This is a genomic window from Winogradskyella sp. (genome assembly GCF_965228925.1).
GTDB lineage: Bacteria > Bacteroidota > Bacteroidia > Flavobacteriales > Flavobacteriaceae > Winogradskyella.
In genome coordinates, this window is record NZ_OZ245845.1 from 296465 (window position 1) to 321491 (window position 25027).

Here is a 25027-nt window from a genome sequence, read left to right on the forward strand (position 1 = left end):
ATCGTACATTTGCAAACTCTTTTTTGGAAGAGGCATGTTTAATCTATCACGCATTTTGCGTGATTATAAATCAAATTAGTGTGGATACATTAAGCTACAAAACAGTTTCAGCTAACAAAGCTACCGTTAATAAGGAGTGGGTTTTAGTGGATGCTGATGGACAAACTTTAGGTCGCTTGGCTTCGAAAGTAGCAGTACTTTTAAGAGGTAAGCACAAACCTAACTTTACGCCACACGTTGATTGCGGAGATAATGTGATTATTATCAATGCAGAAAAAATCAACTTAACTGGAAACAAGTGGACCGATAAGACTTATGTCCGTCACACGGGTTATCCAGGTGGTCAAAGAAGCTTGACTGCTACTGAAATGTTTGAGAAAGATCCAACCAGATTGGTAGAAAAGTCAGTAAAGGGAATGTTGCCTAAAAACAAATTAGGATCGCAACTTTTCCGCAACCTAACTGTTGTTGCTGGTGCTGAGCACGCTCACGAAGCTCAAAAACCAAAGACAATTAATTTAAACGATTTTAACTAATGGAAGTAATTCACAAAATCGGCCGTAGAAAGACGGCTGTTGCCCGTGTATATGTTGCCAAAGGAAAAGGTAACATTACGGTGAACAAAAAAGACATGGCAGATTACTTTGCTACTGCGCCATTGCAGTATAAAGTGAATCAACCTTTAGTCATGACTAACAATGATGGCAACTTTGATATTACTGTTAACGTATATGGAGGTGGTATCACCGGCCAGGCGGAAGCGATACGTTTAGCATTATCTCGCGCTATGTGCGAAGTAGATGCTGAAAACAGAGCAATATTAAAGCCAGAAGGTCTATTAACTAGAGATCCAAGAATGGTTGAGCGTAAGAAATTCGGTCAGAAGAAAGCGCGTAAGAAATTCCAGTTCTCTAAACGTTAATATCCAACACAAGCTATGTTATGCTGAGCGCAGTCGAAGCATATTTAAAATTCTATTGCGCTCGGTTAACATTAAACCTAGCCACGAGTTGGCATTTTATTGAAAAAGAACCTGAAACGATCCCGATAGCTATCGGGACAGGTAAAATTAACCAGTTATTGTTGTCCATGACGGTTCACCTTGGTTAAAACTATGGTGAACAAGTTGTCAGGATTTAGTTTAGCATCTAAATGCTAAAGGCCTTTACAAAAGCCACTTTAGCATTGCTAATTCAACAGAACGTAAACTATTACAAAAAATGGAAAAAGTAGAAGTAAAAGAACTACTAGAAGCAGGTGTACACTTCGGACACCTCACACGTAAGTGGAATCCTAACATGGCCCCTTACATTTATATGGAGCGCAACGGCATCCATATTATTAACCTTTACAAAACAGCCGCTAAAATTGAAGAAACCTGTGCTGCATTGAGTAAGATTGCAGCTTCAGGAAAGAAGATCTTATTTGTAGCTACCAAAAAACAAGCTAAAGATATCGTTGCTGAAAAAGCAGGTGCTGTCAACCAACCTTATATTACTGAGCGTTGGCCTGGTGGTATGTTAACCAACTTTGTGACAATTAGAAAAGCTGTTAAGAAAATGGCTTCAATTGATCGTATGAAAAAAGATGGTACGTTCGATTCTTTATCAAAGAAAGAGCGTTTACAAGTCAATCGTCAACGTGCTAAATTGGAAAAGAACCTTGGTTCTATATCCGATATGACCCGTTTGCCAGGTGCCTTATTTGTGGTTGATATTTTACGCGAGCATATTGCCATTAAAGAAGCACAAAAATTGAACATCCCAATCTTTGCAATGGTCGATACAAATTCTGACCCACGCCAGGTAGATTATGTCATTCCTGCAAACGATGATGCTTCAAAGTCTATCAATAAAGTTTTATCTATCGTTTCTTCTGCCATCGAAGATGGTTTAAACGAAAGAAAAGCAGAACGTGCTGAAAAAGACAATAAAGCAAAGGCTGATGCTTCGACAAGCTCAGCAACTGCTAAGAAAGCTGAAAAAGCCGAAGTAGCAGTAGCAGCACAAGAAGAAGAAGAATAAATAACATTAACACAATATTTAAAAGTCGTTTAATTCTTTTCTCCTGTCCTGAGCGTCGTCGAAGGGTTGTTGAAACTTAATTAAACGACTTTTTCAAATTTTAATATACTATGGAAAATACTGTAAAAATTACAGCGGCAGATGTGAATAAATTAAGAAAAGCTACTGGCGCTGGTATGATGGATTGTAAAAAAGCCTTAGTTGAAGCTAATGGTGATTTTGATAAAGCCATTGAAATCCTTCGTAAAAAAGGACAGAAAGTTGCTGCTAAGCGCGCCGACAGAGAATCTACAGAAGGTGCTGCTATCGCAAAGGTAAATGATTCTAAAACGGTTGGTGTATCTATCGTATTAGGTTGTGAAACAGATTTTGTTGGTAAGAATGACAACTTTGTAGCTTTGGCTCACGAATTAGCAGACTTGGCTTTAAACTTTAACTCTAAAGAAGAATTTTTAGCTGCTGATTTCAACGGTATCACGGTTGCTGAAAAATTAATTGAGCAAACTGGTGTTATTGGAGAAAAATTAGATATCAATGCTTTTGAAAAAATAGAAGCGCCTTACGTTGGGTCTTATATCCATGCTGGTAACAAAATTGCAACCTTAGTTGGTTTATCTGCTAATGTAGAAGGTGCAGATGTCGTTGCTAAGGATGTAGCTATGCAAGCTGCTGCAATGAACCCGATTGCGCTTAACGAGGAAGGTGTTGATGCTGCAACTATCGAAAAAGAAATCGAAATTGCTAAAGATCAATTACGTCAAGAAGGTAAGCCAGAAGCTATGTTAGATAATATTGCTAAAGGTAAATTAAAGCGTTTCTTCAAAGACAACACTTTAGTCAATCAGGCATTTATCAAAGACAGTAAGGTAAGCGTTGCCAATTATGTAAAAACTATTGGTGATGTTGAAATTACTGTATTTAAGCGTGTTGCTTTAGGATAATTAAAGCTCAATGCTATAAACATAAAGCGCCTTTCTCGAGAGAAAGGCGCTTTTTTTTCCCTATAGTGTGGATAGCTATCGGGATCGCGATTTTTCACTTTTACAGATGCTAATAATTATGTAGTTTTGTTCAACTTTCAAATGAACTAATGAAATACAAAAGAATACTACTTAAATTGTCCGGTGAGGCGCTAATGGGAGATCGTCAATATGGTATAGACCCTAAGCGACTGGCAGAATATGCAAAAGATATTAAAGAGATTACAGATCTCGGTGTAGAAGTTGCAATCGTTATAGGTGGAGGAAATATATTTAGAGGTGTCGCAGGAGCAATGAATGGTATGGATCGGGTACAAGGCGACCATATGGGTATGTTAGCTACAGTTATAAATGGTTTGGCATTGCAGAATGCCTTAGAAGATGCGGATGTAAAAACGCGTTTGCAAACGGCTATAAAAATCAATGAAGTTGCGGAACCATTTATTAGAAGAAAAGCACTGAGCCATTTGAGCAAAGGACGTGTTGTGATATTTGGAGGCGGTACTGGCAATCCGTATTTTACCACTGACTCTGCAGCAGTATTGCGCGCTATAGAAATTGGAGCCGATGTTATTCTAAAGGGAACACGTGTAGATGGTATTTATACGGCAGACCCAGAAAAAGACAGTAATGCCGTAAAATTTGACTATATTACTTTCGACGATGTGTTGAGTAAAGGACTTAAGGTTATGGACACTACGGCTTTTACGCTAAGTCAAGAAAATAAATTACCAATTGTAGTCTTTGATATGAACAAGAAAGGAAACTTACTTAAAGTAGTTTCTGGTGAGCCTATCGGTACCGAGGTTAATCTGTAATATTTGGCGCAACTTTTGATAGCTCTCAATTAAAATTATACTGATATGAACGAAGAAATTCAATTTATAATAGATACTGCAAAAGAAGCCATGGACAATGCCGTAAAGCATTTAGAAAAACAGTTGGCCAATATTAGAGCTGGTAAAGCAAGTCCCGCCATGCTTGGAAGTGTGATGGTCGATTACTACGGCTCACAGACTCCACTTAATCAGGTCGCCAATGTTAATACCCCTGATGGTAGAACCATTTCGGTGCAGCCATGGGAAAAAAGTATGCTCCAAGAAATTGAGCGTGGTATTATGCTAGCCAATTTGGGCTTTAATCCTATGAATAATGGAGAAATGATTATCATTAACGTACCTCCTTTAACCGAAGAACGTAGAAAAGACCTTGCCAAACAGGCTAAAGCTGAGGCCGAAGACGCTAAGATAGGGGTTCGTAATGCGCGTAAAGATGCCATGAACGATATCAAAAAAGTTGATGTCTCCGAAGATTTCCAAAAGAATTCAGAAATAGATGTACAAGAACTTACGGATTCCTACGTTAAGAAAATAGATAAAATTCTTGATGTTAAGGAAAGTGAGATTATGACGGTTTAGAAATAGTACTATTTACATTATTCTGTACCGATTCGGCAGATTTCAGACCCAGAACAGAATATCAGCTTTTTCTAATTTTAATTTTAATCCATTTAAATGCCAAAGCATCTCGTTGTTGTTTTTCTTTTTTGTTTTGCAACACATTGTTTTGCTCAGAATCCAATTACCAAAGAAAAGGATTCATCTAGAATAGCGCGAGACTCTATAAAAAAGGCCGAGCTTTTAAAAAATATCGGAAATGGTTATCTACCTATTGGCCCCTTTAACTTAGACCTGCGTTACCTTATAAAATACAATCAGTTCGAAGGTATTAGAACAGGATTGGGCGGCCTTACCAACGAACGTTTTTCTAAGCGTTACCGCATAAATGGCTATTTGGTTTATGGATTTTTGGATGAACGCTATAAGTTTAGTGTTGGCGGTGGTTTTAGAGTCAACGAAGCTTCTAATACTTGGATAAATCTATCGTATACCGATGACCTTCAAGAAACTGGCAGCTCTACATTTTTGACCGACAAACGTTTCTTTACTTTTTTTGAGCCGCGCCTTCTAAATATCAACTTATTTCATAGGCACATCACTAAATCCATAGGTTTACAGCATAAAATTTCTAACCATCTTTTGTCCGAAACACAATTCTCCAATAGCAAAGTAAATCCAACTTACAATTATAATTTTGTCCTAGATAATAATACTTACAATAGTTTTAATCTTAGTACAGCAAAAATAAGTTTACAGTGGAGTCCTTTTAGTAGGTTCGATATCAAAGATGATCGCGTCGTTGAAACCAAAAATGCGTATCCCAAATTTACATTACAGGTCACTCAGGGTTTTAAATCCGTCTTTGGTAGTGATTTTAATTTCTCCAAGCTAGACTTTAGAACCGTACAACAATTCGAGCATAAAAATGACGCCATTACTAACATAACCTTGGTTGCAGGTATTGCCGGTGGTGAGGCACCATTAACGCATTTATATCACGCTTATCCAAATAACATTAATAAAGAAACTATATTACAGCGGTTCTCCGTGGCTGGTCTTAATAGTTTTGAAACCATGTTTTTTAATGAATTTTTTAGCGATAAGTTTGCCACATTTCAGTTTAAGCACTTTTTTAGCCCGTTTAAAATCTCTGAGTGGTTTAAACCCCAATTGGTGCTTATTTCCCGTTACGCTCTTGGGGATATGAATAGTATAAACAGGCATCAAGGCATCTCCTTCGATACCCTTAATCACCTTTACTCAGAATCTGGCTTCGAAATCAATAAAATCCTCTTTGGTTTTGGACTAAGTTTTGCGTATCGATATGGGGCCTATCACCTCCCAAATTTGGAAGACAATATTGCTTTTAAATTTACCTTTAACATCTCCCTATAATTTAAATTATAATACTGTTAATATAATGGCTAATCCTTAGGTTTTTTCTACCTTTGCGGCTCATTTCTAAGCAGGCATGTTTAAACTATTAACCACAGGATTTTGGGAGGCTATTGCAAGGCTAATTCTTCGCAATAAAATCTTTATTCTCATCGCTGTAATTACAGCTACTGTGTTTTTTAGTATGCAGTGGAAACATATGCGCTTTACCTATACCGAAGCGAATATGCTACCTGATGACCATGAAGTCAATTTGGTGTATAACGATTTCCTAAAGGTCTTTGGGGAAGAAGGCAATCTTATTGTGCTCGGTGTAAAAGATTCGACTGTATTCTCCGTAGCGCAACTTAATCATTGGAACAGACTTGCAGAATCCTTTAAATCTTATGACGAGGTCGAAACGGTGCTATCCATCAAGGATCTTCAAAAATTAGTTAAGAATTCCAAAAAGGAACGCTTCGATTTAGAACCCTTCATAACGGATTCTATTACTAGTGTAGCACAAATCAATGCACTTCAAGAAGACTTGTTTAAGAAATATCCATTTTATGACAACTTCTTATTCAATGCAGAAACGAAAACGATACGAACGGCCATTTATTTAAAGAAAGAGATTGTAAACACCTCTGCAAGAAAGGATTTTATCATCAATATTCTAGATGCAAAAATTGAAGATTTTGAGGCACAAACAAATCTCGATGTTAGGGTTTCTGGCATGCCGTATATCAGAACGCTCAACTCTCAAAACATCGTGGATGAAATACCCATATTTATTGGGGCGGCCCTCTTTATAACATCTTTAATTTTCTTTTTATTTTTTAGATCTTTCAGAGCCACTTTCATTTCACTCATAGTGGTTTGTGTTGGGGTGATGTGGACCTTTGGCATCTTAGGGCTCTTAGGTTATGAGATTACCGTACTAACGGCTTTGATTCCTCCTTTAATCATTGTTATAGGTATCCCGAATTGTATTTTCTTAATCAATAAATACCAGCATGAAGTAAAGGCTCATGGCAACAAGGTTAAATCACTTCAGCGTGTCATCACAAAAATTGGCAATGCCACATTGATGACCAATGTCACTACAGCCTCGGGTTTTGCCACTTTTATCCTTACAGAAAGCACATTGCTAAAAGAATTTGGTATTGTCGCTTCGTTGAGTATCCTCGCTATATTCATCTTATGCCTACTCATCATACCAATAATGTATACGTTTTTGCCTTATCCAAAAGAACGGCATTTAGAGCATCTTAATAAACGTTGGATTGGCGGCTTTGTGGATTGGATGGAGCGTATGGTAAAACATAAAAAAATCACCATTTATGTCACGGCCTTTATTTTGATTATGGCAAGCATGATCGGTATCAATCGTATAGAGATATCTGGTAGTTTAATAGAAGATATGCCTAAGGATAAACAGTTCTTTATGGATATCCGTTTTTTTGAAGATGAATTCAATGGTATTATGCCCTTGGAAATTATGGTGGATACCAAGCGTAAGAAAGGGGTCATGAAATTAGCCACTTTAAAACGTATCAATGAGCTCGAAGAACTTATTGAAGACATTCCTGAACTATCCAAACCTATCTCGGTAGTAAGCTTGGTAAAGTATAGTAAACAAGCGTATTACAATGGTAACCCGAAATACTATCAATTACCGACCAGTCAAGAAAACAGTTTCATTTTATCCTATACCAAGAACTCATCCACTGATGTTGATTTGTTAAAGAATTTTGTAGATAGTACAGGTCAGTATGCACGTGTCACCACCTTTATGAAGGATATTGGAACCGATAAAATGGAACGCATTCAGGAAACCCTTCAAAATAAAATTAATAAGTTATTTCCAGAGGAACGTTATGAAGTCACCATGACCGGTAAGGCCTTGGTATTTCAGAAAGGTACCAAATACCTGGTGAGGAATCTCGTCATTTCATTGACACTGGCCATATTCTTGATTTCGCTGTTTATGGCTTATTTATTTCGTTCGTTTAGAATGATTATCGTTTCATTGATTCCTAATTTATTGCCACTCTTGGTGACTGCTGGATTAATGGGTTACTTGGGTGTACCTATAAAACCATCTACAATACTTGTTTTTAGTATTGCTTTTGGTATTTCGGTTGATGATACCATTCATTTTTTGGCAAAATACAGACAAGAGTTACAGGCCAATCATTGGAAAATTAGAAAATCGGTCTATGCAGCATTGCGCGAAACAGGTATTAGCATGTTCTACACCTCTATTGTGCTATTCTTCGGGTTTTCGGTATTTACTATTTCGAGTTTTGGCGGTACGGTAGCTTTAGGAGCATTGGTATCCATAACCTTGTTATTCGCCATGCTTTCTAATTTATTATTATTGCCTTCCCTTCTGTTGTCCTTAGAACGCAACATCGCTAACAAAGAGGTACTGCGCAAACCGGCAATTGATATTATTCCTTCAGAAGATGACGCTGAAGACCTTGTAAAAAACAAATCAGAAAATTTATCTTAGCATTTTCAAAATAATTTAAAATGACAACAAAAACTGTATCAGAATTATTATCACAGGATATTACTTTACAAGATGTTTCCGTAAAAGGATGGGTAAGAACCTTTAGGGCCAATCGTTTTATCGCCTTAAATGATGGTTCTACTATCAATAATATTCAGTGTGTTGTTGACTTTGAAAATTTTGAAGAAGACTTCCTAAAACGCATTACGACGGGTGCTGCCTTACACGTCAAAGGTGAATTGGTAGAAAGTCAAGGAAAAGGACAATCTGTAGAAATACAGGTAAAGGAATTGGAAATCTTAGGGGATTCCAATCCAGAAACTTATCCAATTCAACCTAGAAAGCATGGATTTGAATTTTTACGAACGCAAGCGCATTTAAGGACTCGTACTAATACATTCAGTGCCGTAATGCGTATGAGTTCTGCGCTATCCTTTGCGATTCACAAATACTTCACCGAAAACGGCTTTTACAACATGCATACACCAATTATTACTGGTAGTGACGCTGAGGGTGCAGGTGAAATGTTTCGCGTGAGCACTTTAGATGCTAAAAATCCTCCTCTAACTGATGATGGGGAAGTTAATTATAAGGAAGACTTCTTTGGTAAAGAAACCAATCTTACGGTTTCTGGTCAGTTAGAAGCAGAAACCTATGCCATGTCCCTTGGAAAGGTCTTTACATTTGGGCCTACCTTTAGGGCAGAAAACTCAAACACATCGCGTCATTTGGCCGAATTCTGGATGATCGAACCCGAAGTTGCCTTTATGGATTTGGCCGGTAATATGGATTTAGCTGAGGATTTTCTAAAATCTGTGCTCAGCTACGTTTTAGAGCACAACAGAGAAGATTTAGAGTTTTTGGATAAGCGCTTACAAGATGAAGAAAAGCGACTTCCACAAGCAGAACGCAGTCCTATGCCATTAATTGAGAAGATTAAATTTGTGGTAGACAATAACTTTAAACGTGTTAGTTATACCGAAGCTATCGATATTCTCAGAAATAGCAAACCCAACAAAAAGAAGAAATTTGCGTATCTCATAGACGAATGGGGAGCGGATTTACAATCTGAGCATGAGCGTTTCCTTGTGGAAAAGCATTTCAAATGCCCTGTTATTTTGTTCGATTACCCTGCCAATATAAAGGCCTTTTACATGCGCTTAAACGATGATGGAAAAACGGTAAGAGCCATGGATGTTCTTTTCCCTGGAGTCGGTGAAATGGTAGGTGGATCACAACGTGAAGAACGCTTAGAGGTTTTAAAGGAAAAGATGAAGGCACTAGACATTCCTGAAGAAGAATTATGGTGGTATCTTGACCTCCGTAAATACGGTACTGCCGTACATTCTGGTTTTGGTTTAGGATTTGAACGCCTTGTGATGTTCGCTACTGGAATGAGTAATATAAGGGATGTAATTCCTTATCCTAGATCCCCTCAAAATGCAGAGTTTTAATTACCTTTATCACTAAGGAAATTCTATGTCATTAAAACAGTACCTACAATTTAAACTTTCGCAAAAGCTGTCACCTCAGCAGATTCAACTCATGAAGTTGATTCAGCTTCCTACTCAAGCTTTTGAACAACGTTTAAAACAAGAACTGGAAGAAAATCCTGCACTTGATACGGGAAAAGAAACCGATACGTCCGAGGATGGTTTTGATGAATTCGATAATTCTGCAGACGACTTTAATGATAATGAAACTATCGAAGCGGAAGATATTAATGTGGATGAGTATTTAAGCGATGATGAAATACCCGATTACCGTACACAAGCCAATAATTATAGCTCTGATGATGAAGAAAAGCGCGTCCCTTATGCGGCTGGTACGTCTTTCACCCAGCATTTGATTAATCAGTTAAACACCTTTAGACTTTCTGAGCAAGAGGAGGAAATTGCTTATTTCTTAGTCGGCAGCGTGGATGAGAGTGGCTATATACGTCGTTCGCTATCTGATATTACTGATGATTTGGCTTTTACCCAAAATGTCTATACTACAGAAAAAGAGGTAGAAAAAGTGCTGAAGGTTGTACAGCAACTAGATCCCGCTGGTGTTGCTGCACGGAATCTTCAAGAATGCCTTAGTATTCAATTGAGCAGAAAAGAACAACATCCTGATGTTGAGTTGGCATCTGCCATAATCAACAAAGCCTTTGAACAGTTTACCAAAAAACACTATAAAAAATTAATGCAAAAATTTAGTGTTAATGAAGCGCAACTCAAGGATGCTATTGAAGAGATCGAACGGCTCAATCCAAAACCTGGGGGATCCTATGCAGGCAATAACAAAATTGTTGAACATATTGTCCCTGACTTTGCTATTAAAATAGTTGATGGTGAACTCGAGTTGACTTTAAATGGCAGAAATGCACCTGAGCTTCACGTTTCTAGGGAGTATAACAACATGCTTAAAGGCTATAAAGACACTAAAGAAAAGTCTAAAGCACAAAAGGATGCCGTACTATTTATTAAACAAAAGCTAGATGCAGCGAAATGGTTTATTGAAGCGGTAAGACAACGTCAGCAGACACTTTTTGTGACAATGAGCGCCATAATGCACTACCAAAAAGATTATTTTTTAACAGGCGATGAGCGTAAGCTACGACCTATGATCTTAAAGGACATTGCTGACGAAATTGATATGGATGTTTCTACAATTTCTCGGGTAGCCAATAGTAAATACGTCGATACACCTTATGGTACCAAGTTGATTAAAGAGTTCTTTTCAGAATCTATGACTAACGATCAAGGTGAAGAAGTTTCTACTAGAGAAATAAAAAAGATTCTCGAAACGGTCATTGAAGATGAAAACAAAAAGAAACCTCTTACCGACGAAGCACTTTCCAAGATTCTAAAAGAAAAAGGCTATCCAATCGCTAGACGCACAGTTGCTAAATACAGGGAACAGCTAGATATTCCTGTTGCGCGATTAAGAAAGGAGCTATAATAAAAACACTTGGATGAAGGATTTTATTCTTAGAAGCATATCGTTCGTTTTTCATCCGTTGATTATGCCACTGCTTGGTGTTATGTTTTACTTCCACAAAACACCTCGGTTTATACCAGAACCTTTGAAGAATGCTAAAATTTTTTCCATAATAATTTTAACTATTATACTTCCTATACTGCTTTTCTTCTTGCTTAAAACCATAAATAAGGTTAATACTATTTACTTAAAAAGTACCAAAGAGCGCTTAATTCCATTGTTTATCAACTGTATCATCATTACATTAATTCTGATACGAGTTTTAACCCCTAATGAAATTATAGAACTATACTATTTCTTTTTAGGTATATTATGCTCAACGCTGTCTTGCTTTATAATGGCTATTTTCAAAGTAAAAGCAAGTATTCATATGATAGCAGCCTCTGGGTTTTTTATGTTTGCCGTGGCTATTGGTATACATTTTAAAATAAACATTAATGGTACTATCGCATTAATGATGATTATTTTAGGAGCCATTGCGACATCACGCCTACATTTAAAGGCTCATACCAATCAAGAATTAATCATTGGCTTGTTCACAGGACTCTTCCCACAGTTGGTGTTAATGAACTATTGGCTATAATATATAGAACATCAACCCAATTTTGAAAGATCTCATATCAATAGCTTGATCATTCAATCTTGCCGAATTATCAAAGATGGAATTAAGACCGTAATACGCATGGAAATTCCAGGTGCCATAGCCTACACTGAGCGTCAATCCGTATTGGAGTCTATTAAATTCATCGATATTAGACAGCAATGTATCACCAGCATCACTCCTATACTTTGTGGAGTTATAAAAAAGATAGCCTACTTTAAATCCTGGATAAATTCGCAAAAAATTATAAACTGTTGGACTGGATCTTCGCCATCTGAACTCAAAAGGCACTTCTAACAGGTAGGTTGTAAACTTATTTTTAGAGACATCCACTTCACTCTCATCAATAATATTGAATACGACTTCATTATTGGCCTCTAAAATGGCAATGTTCTGATTGTATGAATTTGAAGACAAACCCAAGCCTATACCTATTGCCACATTTCTTTGGTCATTAATCGGCATGTCCCTAATAAAACCCAAATGAAAACCAGTAGAGAACCCACTCTGATTAACGTCATCGGGTTTTGTACTGAGAAGATTATAGGTCACCGAAATGTAGAACTGATCTTCCCGATAGTTTTCGTATAATTCTGATTTATCTGCATTATCGTTATTCTGCGAAAAACCAAAACCGCTTATTAAAAGCAAGACAACCAGTTGTACATTCTTCATAAAACTAAAAGTACATAAAATAAAAACGTCCTAATTACTCAGGACGTTTTATATATAAAATTAAGACTATTATTATTCTACTCTGGCATTAGCGATGTACATCACCTTTAGTGTATTTGCCTTTCTGAGTTCTTGTTTGATGTCCGATACTAAACCTGCATGCGTGTCTTTATCTATTTTTAGACCCACTACAAATTTAGGTTGCAGTTCTTCTACCAATTCAGCCTGTGCCGCCAAGACACTTGGTTTTACCTCCTCAACACTGATGATAACATCATTAAACTGAATTACTGGTTCCGTACCTAATTGAGAAAATTGGGCACTTGGCTTACCAGCATAAATGAAGGCTGTTCTATCTTTTTTTAACTTTTCTACCTGATCTGCACTCGGTAGCACATTCTCAATCATCAAGCTACTATCGCGCATTACCGTGGCCACCATGAAAAAGAAAAGCAACATAAATACAATATCCGGTAAGGATGCCGTAGAAATAGCCGGCAAATCTCCTTGTTTTCCTTTTTTAAATTTTGACATACTGTTACTTTTTTAATTTTTATCGGGCTCTGCTTCAGACAATTTCATAGGATATAATTTCTTAATGGTCTCTATACGACCATTTAAAACGGTATCCTTACTAAACTGGTTTTTCTCTTTTTCCTCGAGCATAGCTTTGTAAACGTTTTCTACATCTGGATAAAACCTTTTGTACAAACGATTAGCCTCTCTTTCCCTGAGGAAATTATATGCCGCCACAAGTTCGTTTTGCACATCCATATACTGCTCATAAGAGGTTTCTCTATCATGCTTCATAGAGATAATTGCTTTATCGGGATGATCGGACGAAGACGCCTCTCTTTTTCCTTTACAATAATCACAACTCTGCCCTGCTGCATTCGTGCCACCACCATTATCTAGAAAATCTATTGCTGCCTGTCTCAAATTCTTTAACTCCATTTGCTCCTCTTCTACAAGCAATTGGTTCTGACGGTTTATAAGCACTGTAAATAAATTCTTCTGCTTAATAATAGGTGGTTCAACTTCAGAATCATCAATAGGTGGCAAACTTCTTAATAATCCCTTATCTTTTTCTATAGTCGTTGTCACCAAGAAGAAAATAAGTAATAAGAAGGCAATGTCAGCCATTGACCCTGCATTTACTTCTGGTGCTGCTCTTTTTGCCATGTCCTATTTATTTACTAATTGTTTTTTTAACACCTGAAAAAATCATTGAAACCGCTGCAATAACGATTAAAATGTAGAAAGCTATCAGCCCTCCACCTACGATTTTTGATTCGCCCTCAGAGGCCATTGTATCACCGTACTTGTAGAATCCGGCATTGAATGATTCGTCAGGACCTACTGAAATAACATACGATATAATTAATACCGCTGCAAAAGCTCCTACGCCTATTAACGTGTTTTTTAGGCCTGAAGTATTAGTGAATAGATTTTTAACTACAAAAACTACCACAAATAATAACACCAGTCCCAATATAATATAGGCCACTATGGCCATTGGCTCCACGATAGCAGTATCACCTGCTAGAGCCGCTGCTTTAATCTCATCATCGCCTTCAGCTATTATTCTTCCTAGAAAAATAATACCTGCTACGCTTAGAATTAAAGCTACTATTTTTAATATTTTGTGTAACATAATGTAATGTGGTCTTTATTATTTTTTGTGTCTAACAAGTAAATCCATTAATGTAATTGATGCATCTTCCATATCATTTACAATACTATCTATCTTAGCAATGATGTAGTTGTAGAAAATTTGAAGAATAATAGCCACAATAAGACCAAATACCGTTGTTAAAAGTGCTACTTTAATACCACCTGCTACTAATGATGGTTGCATGTCACCTGCTGCTTCAATCTTATCGAAGGCCTGAATCATACCGATTACCGTACCCATGAAACCAAGCATTGGTGCTAAAGCAATAAATAAAGAAATCCAAGATACGTTTTTCTCTAATTGTCCCATTTGCACGCCGCCATAAGCTACAACAGCCTTTTCCGCAGCGTCAATGTCTTCATCAGCTCTGTCTAAACCTTGATAGAAAATAGAGGCAACAGGACCCTTAGTATTTCTACAAACTTCTTTTGCCGCTTCGATTCCACCAGATGCTAAGGCATCTTCTACATTCTGAGTCAGTTTTTTAGTATTTGTGGTTGAAAGATTTAAAAAGATAATTCGCTCTATAGCAATCGCCAACCCAAGAATTAAACATAAGAGTACAATACCCATAAAGCCTGGGCCACCTTCAATAAAACGCTTTTTTAATTCTTGATGAAAACTCAAATCTTCGGCTGGTGCCTCATCTTGAGTCACAGTAGTTGCTGTTACAGTTGCTGTCGTAGAAGCTAAAGTTGTTGCATTAGCGTTAACAGTTCCGATAGCCATTAAACAAGTTATGGCAAGGATAGAAAATAATCTTTTCATTGTTCTTAATCTTAATTTTATTAGTTAAAGTGTTAAAGATAAAAAAAATAATGTAACCTTTTTTGAAAATCTATGCAGAGAGGAAGGGATTCGAACCCTCGATACCCTTTTGGGGTATACACACTTTCCAGGCGTGCGCCTTCGACCACTCGGCCACCTCTCTGTAGGTTTTAACAATAGTTACGGTCTGCCAAATAACAAAAAAAACTTCAAACACTAAAATTTGTGTCGTTAATTTTAGGTCATTTCGCCCCTTAAAGGTTTTTCAAAATAAAACTGAAATTCTTCTGGACTAATATTGTACCCCAAAAGGTACATTAATTTAGCTGCCGCAGCTTCTGTGGTAATGTCTTTACCAGATATAACACCTATGCGTCTTAATTGAGCACTTGTGGCATACTTTCCCATAATAACACCTCCGCCAGAACACTGTGTCACATTAATAATGTGCAACCCCTTGTCGATAGCCGCTTTGAGTAAATCTATAAACCATTTTTCGGTGGTGGCATTTCCGGAACCATAAGATTCGATGATTAATCCCTTTAAGCCCTTAGTGTTTAAGACGGCCTCTACCAAAGGCTTGGAAATACCAGGGAATAGTTTTAGTACGCCAATATTTGTATCTAATTGGGTTCTTACTATAAGTCTTTCCGTAAATTCCTCTTTTCGCAAAAACTCATGGTTAACTTTTAGGTGAACTCCAGATTCAGCTATTGTCGGATAATTTGGCGAATCAAAGGCCTCAAAGTGTTCGGCATTAATCTTAGTGGTTCGGTTTCCACGGTAGAGCTTGTATTCAAAATACAAGCTTACCTCCTTTATAATAGGAATTCCATCATTGTGCAGGGAGGCTAGTTGAATTGAAGTGATTAGGTTTTCTTTGGCATCCGTGCGCAGATCACCTATAGGCAGTTGAGAGCCTGTAAATATAACTGGTTTTTCGAGGTTTTCTAGCATAAAGCTTAAAACGGAGGCGGAATAACTCATGGTATCGCTTCCATGTAAGACCACAAAACCACTAAAAGTATCGTAATTAACTTTGATAATCTCAGCCATAGCTTCCCAATACTTCGTATTCATATTCGAGGAATCAATGGGCTGATCAAAGGATACGGTGTCTATGTCGCAGTCTAATAATTTGAGTTCTGGAATTCTCGTCAATAAACTATTAAAATCAAAGGCTTCGAGTACCCCTGTATCTGCATCTTTTACCATTCCAATGGTACCACCGGTGTAAATTAATAAGATCTTCGGCTTTTTCATATCCTAGATACCAAATATGTGTTTTGAATTTTCGGTTGTGATTTTGGCAATCTCTTCCTTGCTGATGCCGTAAAGTTCGGATAATTTTTCCAATACCTTATTAATATAAAGGCTTTCATTTCGTTTACCGCGATAAGGTTTAGGAGCGAGATAAGGCGCATCTGTTTCTAGGACAATATGTTTTAAATCTATCTGATTGATAAATTGATCTATTTTCCCGTTCTTAAAAGTCACCACACCACCAATACCTAACTTCATATTATAGGATATGGCTTTATGTGCGTCTTCTAAGGTGCCTGTAAAGCAATGGAAAATTCCGAATAAGTCTTCAGATTGTTCTTGCTCCAGAACATCGAAAATTTCATCAAAAGACTCACGGCAATGAATAACAATAGGAAGTTTGTATTGTTTAGCGAGATGTATTTGATGTTTAAAGGCCTCTATTTGAATATCTAAGGTACTTTTATCCCAATATAAGTCAATCCCGATTTCCCCTACAGCATAAAACTTTCGATTTTTCAGCATCTGTTCTACATGTTCCAGTTCCTCTTTATAATTAGCTTTTACGTGTGTAGGGTGTAGCCCCATCATTAAAAAAATATGCTTTGGAAAGTCTCTTTCGAGCTGAAGCATGGCCTCGGTATAACTCGAGTCAATAGCAGGAATAAAAAAACGTTCTACATGGCCTTCTAGCGCTCTTTTAATCATCTCATGCCTGTCGTCTTCAAAAGCTTCACTGTACAAATGTGTATGTGTATCCGTTATAATCATTTTCCAAAAATAATCGTTTAGAATATTATATTTGCACAAATTTTAGAAATGGAAACGTTAAAAGATTTTCTCCTCAATAAGGGATACTCCAAAATAAAACTCAAACTAACCAAAACCAATCATTTTGAAATTAAAGCCTCTATAAATGGTGTTAAAGGTCGTTTTATTCTAGACACTGGCGCTTCGAGTAGCTGTGTAGGATTTGAAGCTATCCATCGGTTTAATCTAAAGGTAAAAGACTCCGAGATAAAAGCTGTTGGGGCCGGGGCATCCAACATGTCGACCCAGATTTCCAATTCAAATAATTTAAGAATTGGCACATGGAAAAAAAACCGTGTTGCTTTAATTCTGTTTAATCTGTCGCACGTCAATAACGGTCTTATTAATCATAACGCCGATCCCGTTGATGGTATTATCGGTGCCGATGTTCTAAAAAAAGGGAAAGCCATCATTGATTACGAAAAAAAATATCTCTATTTAAAACTAAAAGAAGTTTCATTACCTAAAGATTCTTAGTATATTTAAGTCCCTAGTTGAATTAATTGCATAATGAGTCCGACCATCATAATTGCAGATGATCACCCTTTAGTGCTTAAAGGTCTGAATGATTTTTTGTCCGAAAACAATTATAATGTTTTAGCAAGTGCTAAAAATGGCAAAGAAGCTTTAACCTTGATAAAAGCGCACGTCCCCGACATTGCTATTTTAGACATCAAGATGCCTTTTTACACCGGTTTACAAATTGCCGAAAAGTGCAAAGCGGCTAATATTGCGACTAAGATTATACTCATTACTTTCGAAAAGGATGAAAAGATTTATAATGACGCCAAACAATTGGGGATCTACGGTTATGTCCTAAAAGAATTTGCATTAGATGAAATAGAGAATTGTATTGCATCTGTTATTAAAGACAAAGCTTATTTTAGTCCTGAACTTTTGGCCTATATTGAAGTGGACGAAGCTCCAGAGGGTTTAGACACCTTAACTCAAGCTGAAACTAAAATTTTTAGGCTTATTGGAGCCAATAAAACGGCCACTGAAATAGCAAAAGAGCTCTTTATTTCGGTTAGAACGGTAGAAAAACACAAAAATAACATCCGACGCAAGCTCGCATTAGACTCAAAATCAGCCAGTTTGTATTTCTTCGCCAAAGAAAATCTAAAATATCTGTAAAAATACGTAGTTCTACGTATAGTATGGCATTATTTTATTTATGACATTTACATTGTTATTAATTAAGGGTTAATAACGAGCTATTAATTAGTTCTTAGGGGATTATTGAGCCTCGAACAACGTTCGGGGCTCTTTTTATTGAAAAAACCTGAAAAATACGTAGTTCTACGTATAGTATGGCATTATAATTATTCGCAATTTTACAGAGCTATTAATCAACGCCTCAGATTAAATTCTCAAAAGCTCTGAGCTGATTTAAAGTTTAGGGCTTTTTAAAAATATACTTATGCAGACAATGAAAGACAATACAGCGAAGAGGGATAGAATATTTATGATACTATTGATTGTAAGTTCTATCGTAGTCATTTCAGCCAATATAGCTGTTAATTTTTTTAGTTAATTTTAGTTAGTTGCTCTTTTTAGTTAGAGTATGAAAAAGCGCAATTTTGAGTAGAATTGCGCTTTTTTAGTTATTTATGTCTTTTTCTTAGGCCTTATAACTCTAATGCCTTTTTAGGATTATTATCCATCAATAGTTCTATCGGATTTTCAAGGGCCTCTTTTACCGCGACCAAGAAACCAACGGACTCCCTTCCATCAATAATTCTGTGGTCATAGGATAAGGCTACAAACATCACTGGGCGAATTTCTACCTTACCGTCTATTGCTACCGGACGTTCTACAATATTATGCATCCCTAAAATACCACTCTGTGGAGGGTTAATAATCGGTGTTGACAGCATACTACCAAATACACCACCGTTAGAAATAGTAAATGTACCACCTGTCATTTCATCAACGGTGATCTGACCATCTCTCGCCCTTAGTGCTAATCGTTTAACTTCCGATTCTACACCTCTAAAGCTTAGGTTTTCAGCATTCCTAATAACTGGTACCATTAAACCTTTTGGTCCCGAAACAGCAATACTAATATCCACAAAATCGTAGGTAATCATCTCTTTACCATCAATCATGGAGTTAACCGCAGGATATAGTTTTAAAGCCCTTACGACCGCCAAAGTAAAGAAACTCATAAAGCCAAGACTTACACCATGTTTTGCTTTAAAATCTTCTTTGTATTGTTTGCGTAAATCGAAGATTGGAGACATGTCGACCTCATTAAATGTGGTTAACATTGCTGTGGTATTTTTAGCTTCGACTAAACGCTCGGCTACTTTACGACGCAACATAGACATCTTACTTCGGGAAGAACCTCTGTTGCCACCTGTAGGCGTTCCCATGGAAGGTATAGCATTCACGGCATCATCTTTTGTTATTCTTCCGTCCCTACCGGTACCCGAAACTGTACTGGCATCAATGCCTTTCTCATCCAAAATTTTCTTTGCAGCTGGACTCGGTGTTCCCGTAGCATAAGTTTTAGCTTCAACTGGTGCAGCTTTTACCTCTTCCTTTTTAGGTTCTTGTTTCGGTGCTTCATCAGAACTGGTTGCTGAGCTTTTTGGAGCTTCTGCACTAGTATCAATTAAACATACCACTTCACCAACGGCTACCGCATCCCCTTCCTCTGCTTTAAGTGTAATAGTACCACTAGCTTCAGCGGGTAATTCTAGCGTCGCTTTATCACTATCTACCTCAGCAATAGCTTGATCTTTCTCTACATAATCACCATCTGAAACCAACCATTCTGCTATTTCTACTTCAGTAATAGACTCGCCTGGCGAAGGCACTTTCATTTCTAAAATCATACCTAATATTGTATTTAACTTTTATGGAGTTGAATTATTCTTTATATCTAACTTGGTTATTTTTGCTTTTATCAAAAACGTAATCTATAACTTCTTGATGTCTTATTTTTGAACGCACCGCACTTCCTGCTGCAGGTGCTCCATACGGTCGTCTACTTGCAGCCCTCCATTGTCTGGCTTCTTCAAGATGCATCAACATATGTCCATAGGCTCCCATATTTCTTGGCTCTTCTTGTGCCCAGACGACATCATCGGCATTACTATATTTCTTTAAGATAGTTCTAATACCCTCAGCTGGTAATGGGAATAATTGTTCTACCCTAACCAAGGCGACATCTGTTCTTCCCAATTTCTCTTGTTCTTCGAGCAGGTCATAATAGAATTTACCCGTAACAAACACCAGGGTTTTCACCTTAGCCGCATCGGCAGTTTCATCATCAATCAACATTTGGAAATTTCCATTAGCAAATTCATCAACGCTTGAAATGACTTTTGGGTGGCGCAATAGACTTTTTGGTGTAAATACAATCAGAGGTTTTCTATAATCGGCCTTCATTTGTCTGCGCAGTAAGTGAAACATGTTCGCTGGAGTCGTACAATCAGCCACGAACATGTTGTCCTTGGCACATAACTGTAAATAGCGCTCCATTCGACCAGAAGAATGCTCTGCGCCTTGCCCCTCGTAGCCATGTGGTAATAATAATACCAATCCATTAGACATTTTCCATTTATCCTCCCCAGAGGATATATATTGGTCTATCATGATCTGTGCACCATTACTAAAATCACCAAACTGTGCTTCCCATATAGTAAGCGTGTTAGGACTAGCCATGGCATAACCATAATCAAATCCTACAACCCCATATTCGGATAACAGTGAGTTGTAAATATTGAATTGTCCTTGATCTTCCGAGATACGATTTAATAAGACGATTTCTTCTTCGCTATTTTCAACTTTAACCACGGCATGGCGATGCGAGAATGTACCGCGTTCTACATCCTGACCAGAGATTCTTACATTAAAGCCTTCCAACAAAAGAGACCCATAAGCCAAATGCTCTGCCATAGCCCAATCCAGTCGATCCTCATCGAACATGACTTGTCTCGACTCCACGAGCCTCTGAATCTTTCGGAAAAATTTTTGATCCTGAGGAAGGTTGGAAATCACTTTGGTGATATCCGCCAACACATTTCTAGAAACCGTTGTATCAACCGACTCCATCATTTCAACTTCAGTAACGCGCTTAAAACCTTTCCATTCTTCTTGCATAAATGGCGTTATCTCGGTTTTATCTTCTTTGCGTGAATCTTCTAATTTTTCCTCGAGCTTCTCCTTATACTTTGCCTCTATATGCTTTACATAGCCTTCGTCTATAACACCTTCATCCAATAAGCGCTGTGCATAGATATCTCTAGGATTTCTGTGTTTTGCAATAGCTTTATACAAAAGTGGTTGGGTGAATTTGGGTTCATCACCCTCATTATGACCGTATTTTCTGTATCCCAATAAGTCTATAAAGACATCACGCTTAAACTTCATTCTAAAGTGCAAGGCGAAAAGGGCTGCATGAACCACAGATTCGGCATCATCTGCATTAACATGTAAAACCGGTGACAGTGTCACTTTTGCGACATCTGTACAATAGGTACTCGAACGACCATCTAGGTAATTCGTAGTAAATCCGATTTGGTTATTAACAACGATATGAATGGTCCCATTGGTCTTGTAACCATCTAGTTTTGCCATCTGCACTACCTCATAGACCAAGCCCTGACCTGCAATGGCAGCATCACCATGCACAACGATGGGCAATACCTGAGAGGCATCCGAAATCTCGTTTTTGTCTTGCTTAGCTCTTGTAATGCCCTGCACAACTGCACCAACAGTCTCAAGATGAGATGGGTTAGGAGCAATATTTAAGTTGATTTTTTTATTGTTATAGGTCTCACGGTTACTTGTCCAACCCAAGTGGTATTTTACATCACCATCAAAGACCTTCTGTTCGTAATCCTTGCCGTCAAATTCACTAAAGATATCTTTCGCCGATTTCCCAAAAATATTGGTTAAGGTACTTAAACGGCCACGATGTGCCATACCCATCACAAACTCTTTAACCCCTTCATCGGCTGCGCGTTCTATGATGGCATCCACAGCAGGCATTAGGGACTCGTTGCCCTCTAGGGAAAATCGTTTTTGACCCACGTATTTTGTGTGGAGGAAAGACTCAAAAGCCACCGCCTGATTCAACTTTTTAAGAATGTATTTTTTTTCGTCTACCGAAAACTGCGGATGGTTATCGTTGATATTAAGCTTATCTTGAATCCATTGAATTTCCTCAGGTTTTCTAATGTACATGTATTCGACACCAATAGCGTCGCAATAGATCCGCTCTAAGTGATCTATAATTACCTGTAAGGTGTTGGGGCCAATGCCTATAATATCTCCAGCCGAAAAAACGGTGTTTAAATCGCTCGCTGAAAGGCCAAAATTCTCAATCTCTAATGTAGGCGCGTATTTTCGTCGCGCTCTTACCGGATTGGTTCTTGTGAATAAATGGCCTCTACTTCGATAACCATCTATTAGCTTTACAACTTGAAATTCTTTTTGAAGTTGTTCTGGAATTTGAGTGGATACACCTTCTACAATTTCTCCATCCATCCCGTAATTTTCAGATCCAAAATCATAGCCCTGAAAAAAGGCGCGCCAACTGGGTTCTATGGCATCTGGATTTTGTAGGTATTGGTCGTATAAATCAGCAAAATATGCTGTATGTGCTGCGTTGAGAAAGGAATATTTATCCATTATTTTTACGAGACATTGTCGTTTCAACAAAATTTCTTCAAAAATACAACATTTAACAAAAATAACGGCTGTTTTATTATATTTATAACATAAAGAAAAGAACCCATTTTTATGATGAGAATATCAGATTTAACACGACTTAGAAAGGGTGGTATTATTGTCCTTTTGGGACTTGTTTTCAGCCTTTCTTCCTTAGCTCAAAATTCTAACGGCGGTAGTAATTTTTGGCGCAATGTGCAATTCGGAGGTGGTCTAGGTCTTAACTTTGGGGATGGCTTTTTTAGTGGAGCCATAGCCCCCAATGCGCTGTACAATATTAATCCTTATGTTGCTACCGGTATTGGCTTGAATTTTCAGTACAGTTCGCAGCGCGATGTCTTTAAATCTACGGTTGTTGGCGGAAGTGTTATAGGTTTGTTTAATCCTTTTCCTGAATTGCAATTGTCGACCGAATTTGAGCAGCTCTATGTCGATAGGGATTTTGATGAGCAGTTTGTGAGCAATGTAGATGATAATTATTGGTACCCTGCCCTGTTTTTGGGAGCCGGTTACCGAAGTGGAAACGTCACTTTCGGCATACGCTATGATATTCTTTATGATGAGGATACAAGCATACAAAACCAAGCTTGGATGCCTTTTATTAGGTTTTGGTTTTGATCTATATGGGTAATATAGATTTTCCGGTTTTAATATGTTCTACTAATTCCTCTAAACTTGTATTATTAAGTTTTCGAATTATAGTTTCTTTTTCATTATAAGCCAGATGATGGAGAGAACAAGGGTTGCTAATATTACACTCTTTTAGGCTTAATAGGCAAGAATTTATTCGTTGTTCCTCATCCATAGCTACGACTATATCATAAACTTTTACCCTCATATTCTCTTGACTTAAATAGAATCCCCCTTTTGGCCCTCTTGTTGAAGATATAAGATTTTTTTTTGACAGATCTTGTAAAATTTTGGCAATATATGCCTTTGGAACATTAATAGGCCTAGCGATATCATTTACAACAATCTTCTTTTTTTCGGATGAATTTACCGCTAAATACAGAACGGCTTTTATTGCATATTTAGTAGAATTAGAAAACATAAATCTAAACTTAAGATTTACACAAAAATAAAAAAGACCTTTTTATCTTAAATATGATTATTATCATATTTTATTAACAAACGGGCATCTATATTTGCTTCACACCAAATTATAGATTCCAATGAAAAAAACACTAAAACTCTTGACGTTTCTTATCATAGTACTACTATTTAGTTGTGGAGGAAATGATAAAAAGGAAGACGTCTCTTCTGATAAAAAGGAACCCGTAAAGAAAGACGTAAAGGTACCAGCATCTAAAAGAATTGACTTAACTAACAAAGGGGTTGGATCTATTACTTCGGTTGATTTAGCATTAGTTGTTGATCAAGACATGGCGGCAAATGGAAAAGAAATATATGATAGATTGTGTACTGCATGTCATAAGCCGGATAAGAAATTTATTGGCCCCTCACCGAAAGGAATTTTACAGCGCCGTACCCCAGAATGGGTGATGAATATGATTCTCGATCCTGAAAGAATGGTTAAAGAAGACCCTTTAGCGAAAGATTTATTAATAGAGTTTAACGGTTCACCAATGGCCAATCAAAACTTAACCAAGGAAGAAGCTAGAGCTGTTCTAGAATATTTTAGAACACTTTAATAAATAACTTTAAGATCAAACCAATGAAAACACTTATCAAATTATTCTATTCTGTTGTGCTTTTGGTTTGTTTTATTGCATGCAATAACAACACAAAAACAGATGAAAACACTGCTGAGAATAGTACGACTAACGAAAGTACTTCAGAAAAAAAAGGACAAGCTTTTATTCAAGATGAAGGAGGTAAGCCCAATGCACTTCAATTAGCAGTACAGTCAGAAGACCATACCACTTTAGTAGCTGCTGTACAAGCAGCTGGTGTAGAAAACGCCTTAGTTAATGTTGGTCCATTAACAGTTTTCGCCCCTAACAATACAGCCTTTGCCAAAATAGATGAGGCTACACTTAACGACTTATTAAAGCCTGAAAACAAAGGACAGTTAGCATTTATTTTAACCAACCATGTAGCACCTAGCAATTACCCTGTAGAAATGCTACAAAAAAATGCTGCGAAAAACAGAAAGCTATATATGGCTTCCGGGGAGTATGTAGAGGTCACCGAAAAAGATGGTGATTTATATGTAGGCGGTACAAAAATTATTGCCACAATCAATGTAAGTAACGGTTGGGTTCATGTTGTAGAAGATGTCATTTTACCCAAAGAATAAATAAATCAACTC

26 protein-coding genes and 1 tRNA gene are annotated in these 25027 nt (G+C 37.3%); 16 read left to right on the forward strand and 11 right to left on the reverse strand.

The annotated features are described in order from the left end of the window. Positions 1 to 80: 80 nt before the first annotated feature. The 11 genes from rplM to ACO052_RS01165 all read left to right on the forward strand — a co-directional run bounded on the left by rplM (position 81) and on the right by ACO052_RS01165 (position 11864). Positions 81 to 536 carry a 50S ribosomal protein L13 gene (rplM, locus tag ACO052_RS01115; protein ID WP_422106165.1) on the forward strand — a complete coding sequence of 152 codons (456 nt, stop codon included), beginning with the start codon at positions 81 to 83 and terminating at the stop codon, positions 534 to 536. Next, positions 536 to 922 (forward strand): 30S ribosomal protein S9, encoded by a 387-nt coding sequence (gene rpsI / locus ACO052_RS01120; RefSeq protein WP_422106166.1) that lies wholly within the window; start codon positions 536 to 538, stop codon positions 920 to 922. Before rplM ends, rpsI begins: the two co-directional genes overlap by 1 nt. A gap of 298 nt (positions 923 to 1220) precedes the next feature. Further along, complete coding sequence (rpsB, locus tag ACO052_RS01125; protein WP_422106167.1) at positions 1221 to 2024, forward strand: 30S ribosomal protein S2; 804 nt, start codon at positions 1221 to 1223, stop codon at positions 2022 to 2024. Between the two features lie 110 nt (positions 2025 to 2134). Next, positions 2135 to 2965, forward strand: a complete 831-nt coding sequence (tsf, locus tag ACO052_RS01130) for a translation elongation factor Ts (protein ID WP_422106168.1) — start codon at positions 2135 to 2137, stop codon at positions 2963 to 2965. A gap of 149 nt (positions 2966 to 3114) precedes the next feature. Further along, on the forward strand, positions 3115 to 3822 hold the full coding sequence (gene pyrH, locus ACO052_RS01135) for a UMP kinase (protein ID WP_422106169.1): 708 nt from the start codon (positions 3115 to 3117) through the stop codon (positions 3820 to 3822). Positions 3823 to 3867: 45 nt separating this feature from the next. Next, a complete protein-coding gene (gene frr / locus ACO052_RS01140) occupies positions 3868 to 4422 on the forward strand; it encodes a ribosome recycling factor (protein ID WP_422106170.1) in 555 nt (184 codons plus the stop codon). Between the two features lie 96 nt (positions 4423 to 4518). Continuing rightward, positions 4519 to 5799, forward strand: a complete 1281-nt coding sequence (locus ACO052_RS01145; protein ID WP_422106171.1) for a DUF5686 family protein — start codon at positions 4519 to 4521, stop codon at positions 5797 to 5799. A 76-nt stretch (positions 5800 to 5875) separates the two neighbouring features. Further along, a complete protein-coding gene (locus ACO052_RS01150) occupies positions 5876 to 8296 on the forward strand; it encodes an efflux RND transporter permease subunit (RefSeq protein WP_422106172.1) in 2421 nt (806 codons plus the stop codon). Positions 8297 to 8316: 20 nt separating this feature from the next. Continuing rightward, positions 8317 to 9750, forward strand: a complete 1434-nt coding sequence (gene asnS, locus ACO052_RS01155) for an asparagine--tRNA ligase (RefSeq protein WP_422106174.1) — start codon at positions 8317 to 8319, stop codon at positions 9748 to 9750. 25 nt (positions 9751 to 9775) lie between these two features. Then, positions 9776 to 11242, forward strand: a complete 1467-nt coding sequence (rpoN, locus tag ACO052_RS01160) for an RNA polymerase factor sigma-54 (protein ID WP_422106175.1) — start codon at positions 9776 to 9778, stop codon at positions 11240 to 11242. A gap of 190 nt (positions 11243 to 11432) precedes the next feature. Further along, entirely contained in the window at positions 11433 to 11864 is a 432-nt protein-coding gene (locus ACO052_RS01165) for a hypothetical protein (protein WP_422106176.1), read from the forward strand. On the opposite strand, the gene ACO052_RS01170 is transcribed toward ACO052_RS01165, so the two are convergent. From ACO052_RS01170 to ACO052_RS01205, 8 genes are all read right to left on the reverse strand, one after another. Then, positions 11859 to 12557 carry a porin family protein gene (locus tag ACO052_RS01170; protein ID WP_422106177.1) on the reverse strand — a complete coding sequence of 233 codons (699 nt, stop codon included), beginning with the start codon at positions 12555 to 12557 and terminating at the stop codon, positions 11859 to 11861. The two genes, ACO052_RS01165 and ACO052_RS01170, sit on opposite strands and share 6 nt — an antisense overlap. A 72-nt stretch (positions 12558 to 12629) precedes the next feature. Beyond that, positions 12630 to 13091 (reverse strand): ExbD/TolR family protein, encoded by a 462-nt coding sequence (locus ACO052_RS01175; protein WP_422106178.1) that lies wholly within the window; start codon positions 13089 to 13091, stop codon positions 12630 to 12632. A gap of 12 nt (positions 13092 to 13103) precedes the next feature. After that, positions 13104 to 13739, reverse strand: coding sequence for an ExbD/TolR family protein (locus ACO052_RS01180; protein ID WP_422106179.1), 636 nt, complete (start codon positions 13737 to 13739; stop codon positions 13104 to 13106). Between the two features lie 7 nt (positions 13740 to 13746). Further along, complete coding sequence (locus tag ACO052_RS01185; RefSeq protein WP_422106180.1) at positions 13747 to 14211, reverse strand: hypothetical protein; 465 nt, start codon at positions 14209 to 14211, stop codon at positions 13747 to 13749. Positions 14212 to 14229: 18 nt separating this feature from the next. Further along, positions 14230 to 15000: a MotA/TolQ/ExbB proton channel family protein gene (locus tag ACO052_RS01190; RefSeq protein WP_422106181.1), complete on the reverse strand. Its 771-nt coding sequence runs from the start codon at positions 14998 to 15000 to the stop codon at positions 14230 to 14232. Positions 15001 to 15075: 75 nt separating this feature from the next. Continuing rightward, positions 15076 to 15163 (reverse strand) — tRNA-Ser (locus ACO052_RS01195). A 74-nt stretch (positions 15164 to 15237) separates the two neighbouring features. Next, positions 15238 to 16263 (reverse strand): asparaginase, encoded by a 1026-nt coding sequence (locus ACO052_RS01200; RefSeq protein ID WP_422106182.1) that lies wholly within the window; start codon positions 16261 to 16263, stop codon positions 15238 to 15240. Between the two features lie 3 nt (positions 16264 to 16266). Continuing rightward, on the reverse strand, positions 16267 to 17034 hold the full coding sequence (locus ACO052_RS01205; protein WP_422106183.1) for a TatD family hydrolase: 768 nt from the start codon (positions 17032 to 17034) through the stop codon (positions 16267 to 16269). 48 nt (positions 17035 to 17082) lie between these two features. On the opposite strand from ACO052_RS01205, the gene ACO052_RS01210 reads away from it, so the two are divergent. Together ACO052_RS01210 and ACO052_RS01215 are read left to right on the forward strand one after the other, a co-directional pair. Then, entirely contained in the window at positions 17083 to 17550 is a 468-nt protein-coding gene (locus ACO052_RS01210; protein WP_422106184.1) for a retropepsin-like aspartic protease family protein, read from the forward strand. A 33-nt stretch (positions 17551 to 17583) separates the two neighbouring features. After that, positions 17584 to 18207 (forward strand): response regulator, encoded by a 624-nt coding sequence (locus ACO052_RS01215; protein ID WP_422106185.1) that lies wholly within the window; start codon positions 17584 to 17586, stop codon positions 18205 to 18207. A 494-nt stretch (positions 18208 to 18701) separates the two neighbouring features. Here the strand turns inward: ACO052_RS01215 and odhB are convergent, their stop codons facing one another. Next, positions 18702 to 19913 (reverse strand): 2-oxoglutarate dehydrogenase complex dihydrolipoyllysine-residue succinyltransferase, encoded by a 1212-nt coding sequence (gene odhB / locus ACO052_RS01220; protein WP_422106186.1) that lies wholly within the window; start codon positions 19911 to 19913, stop codon positions 18702 to 18704. A gap of 34 nt (positions 19914 to 19947) precedes the next feature. Continuing rightward, complete coding sequence (locus ACO052_RS01225; RefSeq protein ID WP_422106188.1) at positions 19948 to 22716, reverse strand: 2-oxoglutarate dehydrogenase E1 component; 2769 nt, start codon at positions 22714 to 22716, stop codon at positions 19948 to 19950. Positions 22717 to 22827: 111 nt separating this feature from the next. Between ACO052_RS01225 and ACO052_RS01230 the strand changes: the two genes are divergently transcribed. Continuing rightward, a complete protein-coding gene (locus tag ACO052_RS01230; protein ID WP_422106189.1) occupies positions 22828 to 23373 on the forward strand; it encodes an alpha-ketoglutarate decarboxylase in 546 nt (181 codons plus the stop codon). Position 23374: 1 nt separating this feature from the next. On the opposite strand, the gene ACO052_RS01235 is transcribed toward ACO052_RS01230, so the two are convergent. Further along, positions 23375 to 23806 carry an RrF2 family transcriptional regulator gene (locus tag ACO052_RS01235; protein ID WP_422106190.1) on the reverse strand — a complete coding sequence of 144 codons (432 nt, stop codon included), beginning with the start codon at positions 23804 to 23806 and terminating at the stop codon, positions 23375 to 23377. Positions 23807 to 23927: 121 nt separating this feature from the next. Here ACO052_RS01235 and ACO052_RS01240 point away from each other — a divergent pair, with 121 nt between their 5' ends. Then, entirely contained in the window at positions 23928 to 24407 is a 480-nt protein-coding gene (locus ACO052_RS01240; RefSeq protein WP_422106191.1) for a c-type cytochrome, read from the forward strand. 23 nt (positions 24408 to 24430) lie between these two features. After that, positions 24431 to 25015 (forward strand): fasciclin domain-containing protein, encoded by a 585-nt coding sequence (locus ACO052_RS01245; protein WP_422106192.1) that lies wholly within the window; start codon positions 24431 to 24433, stop codon positions 25013 to 25015. Positions 25016 to 25027 lie beyond the last annotated feature (12 nt).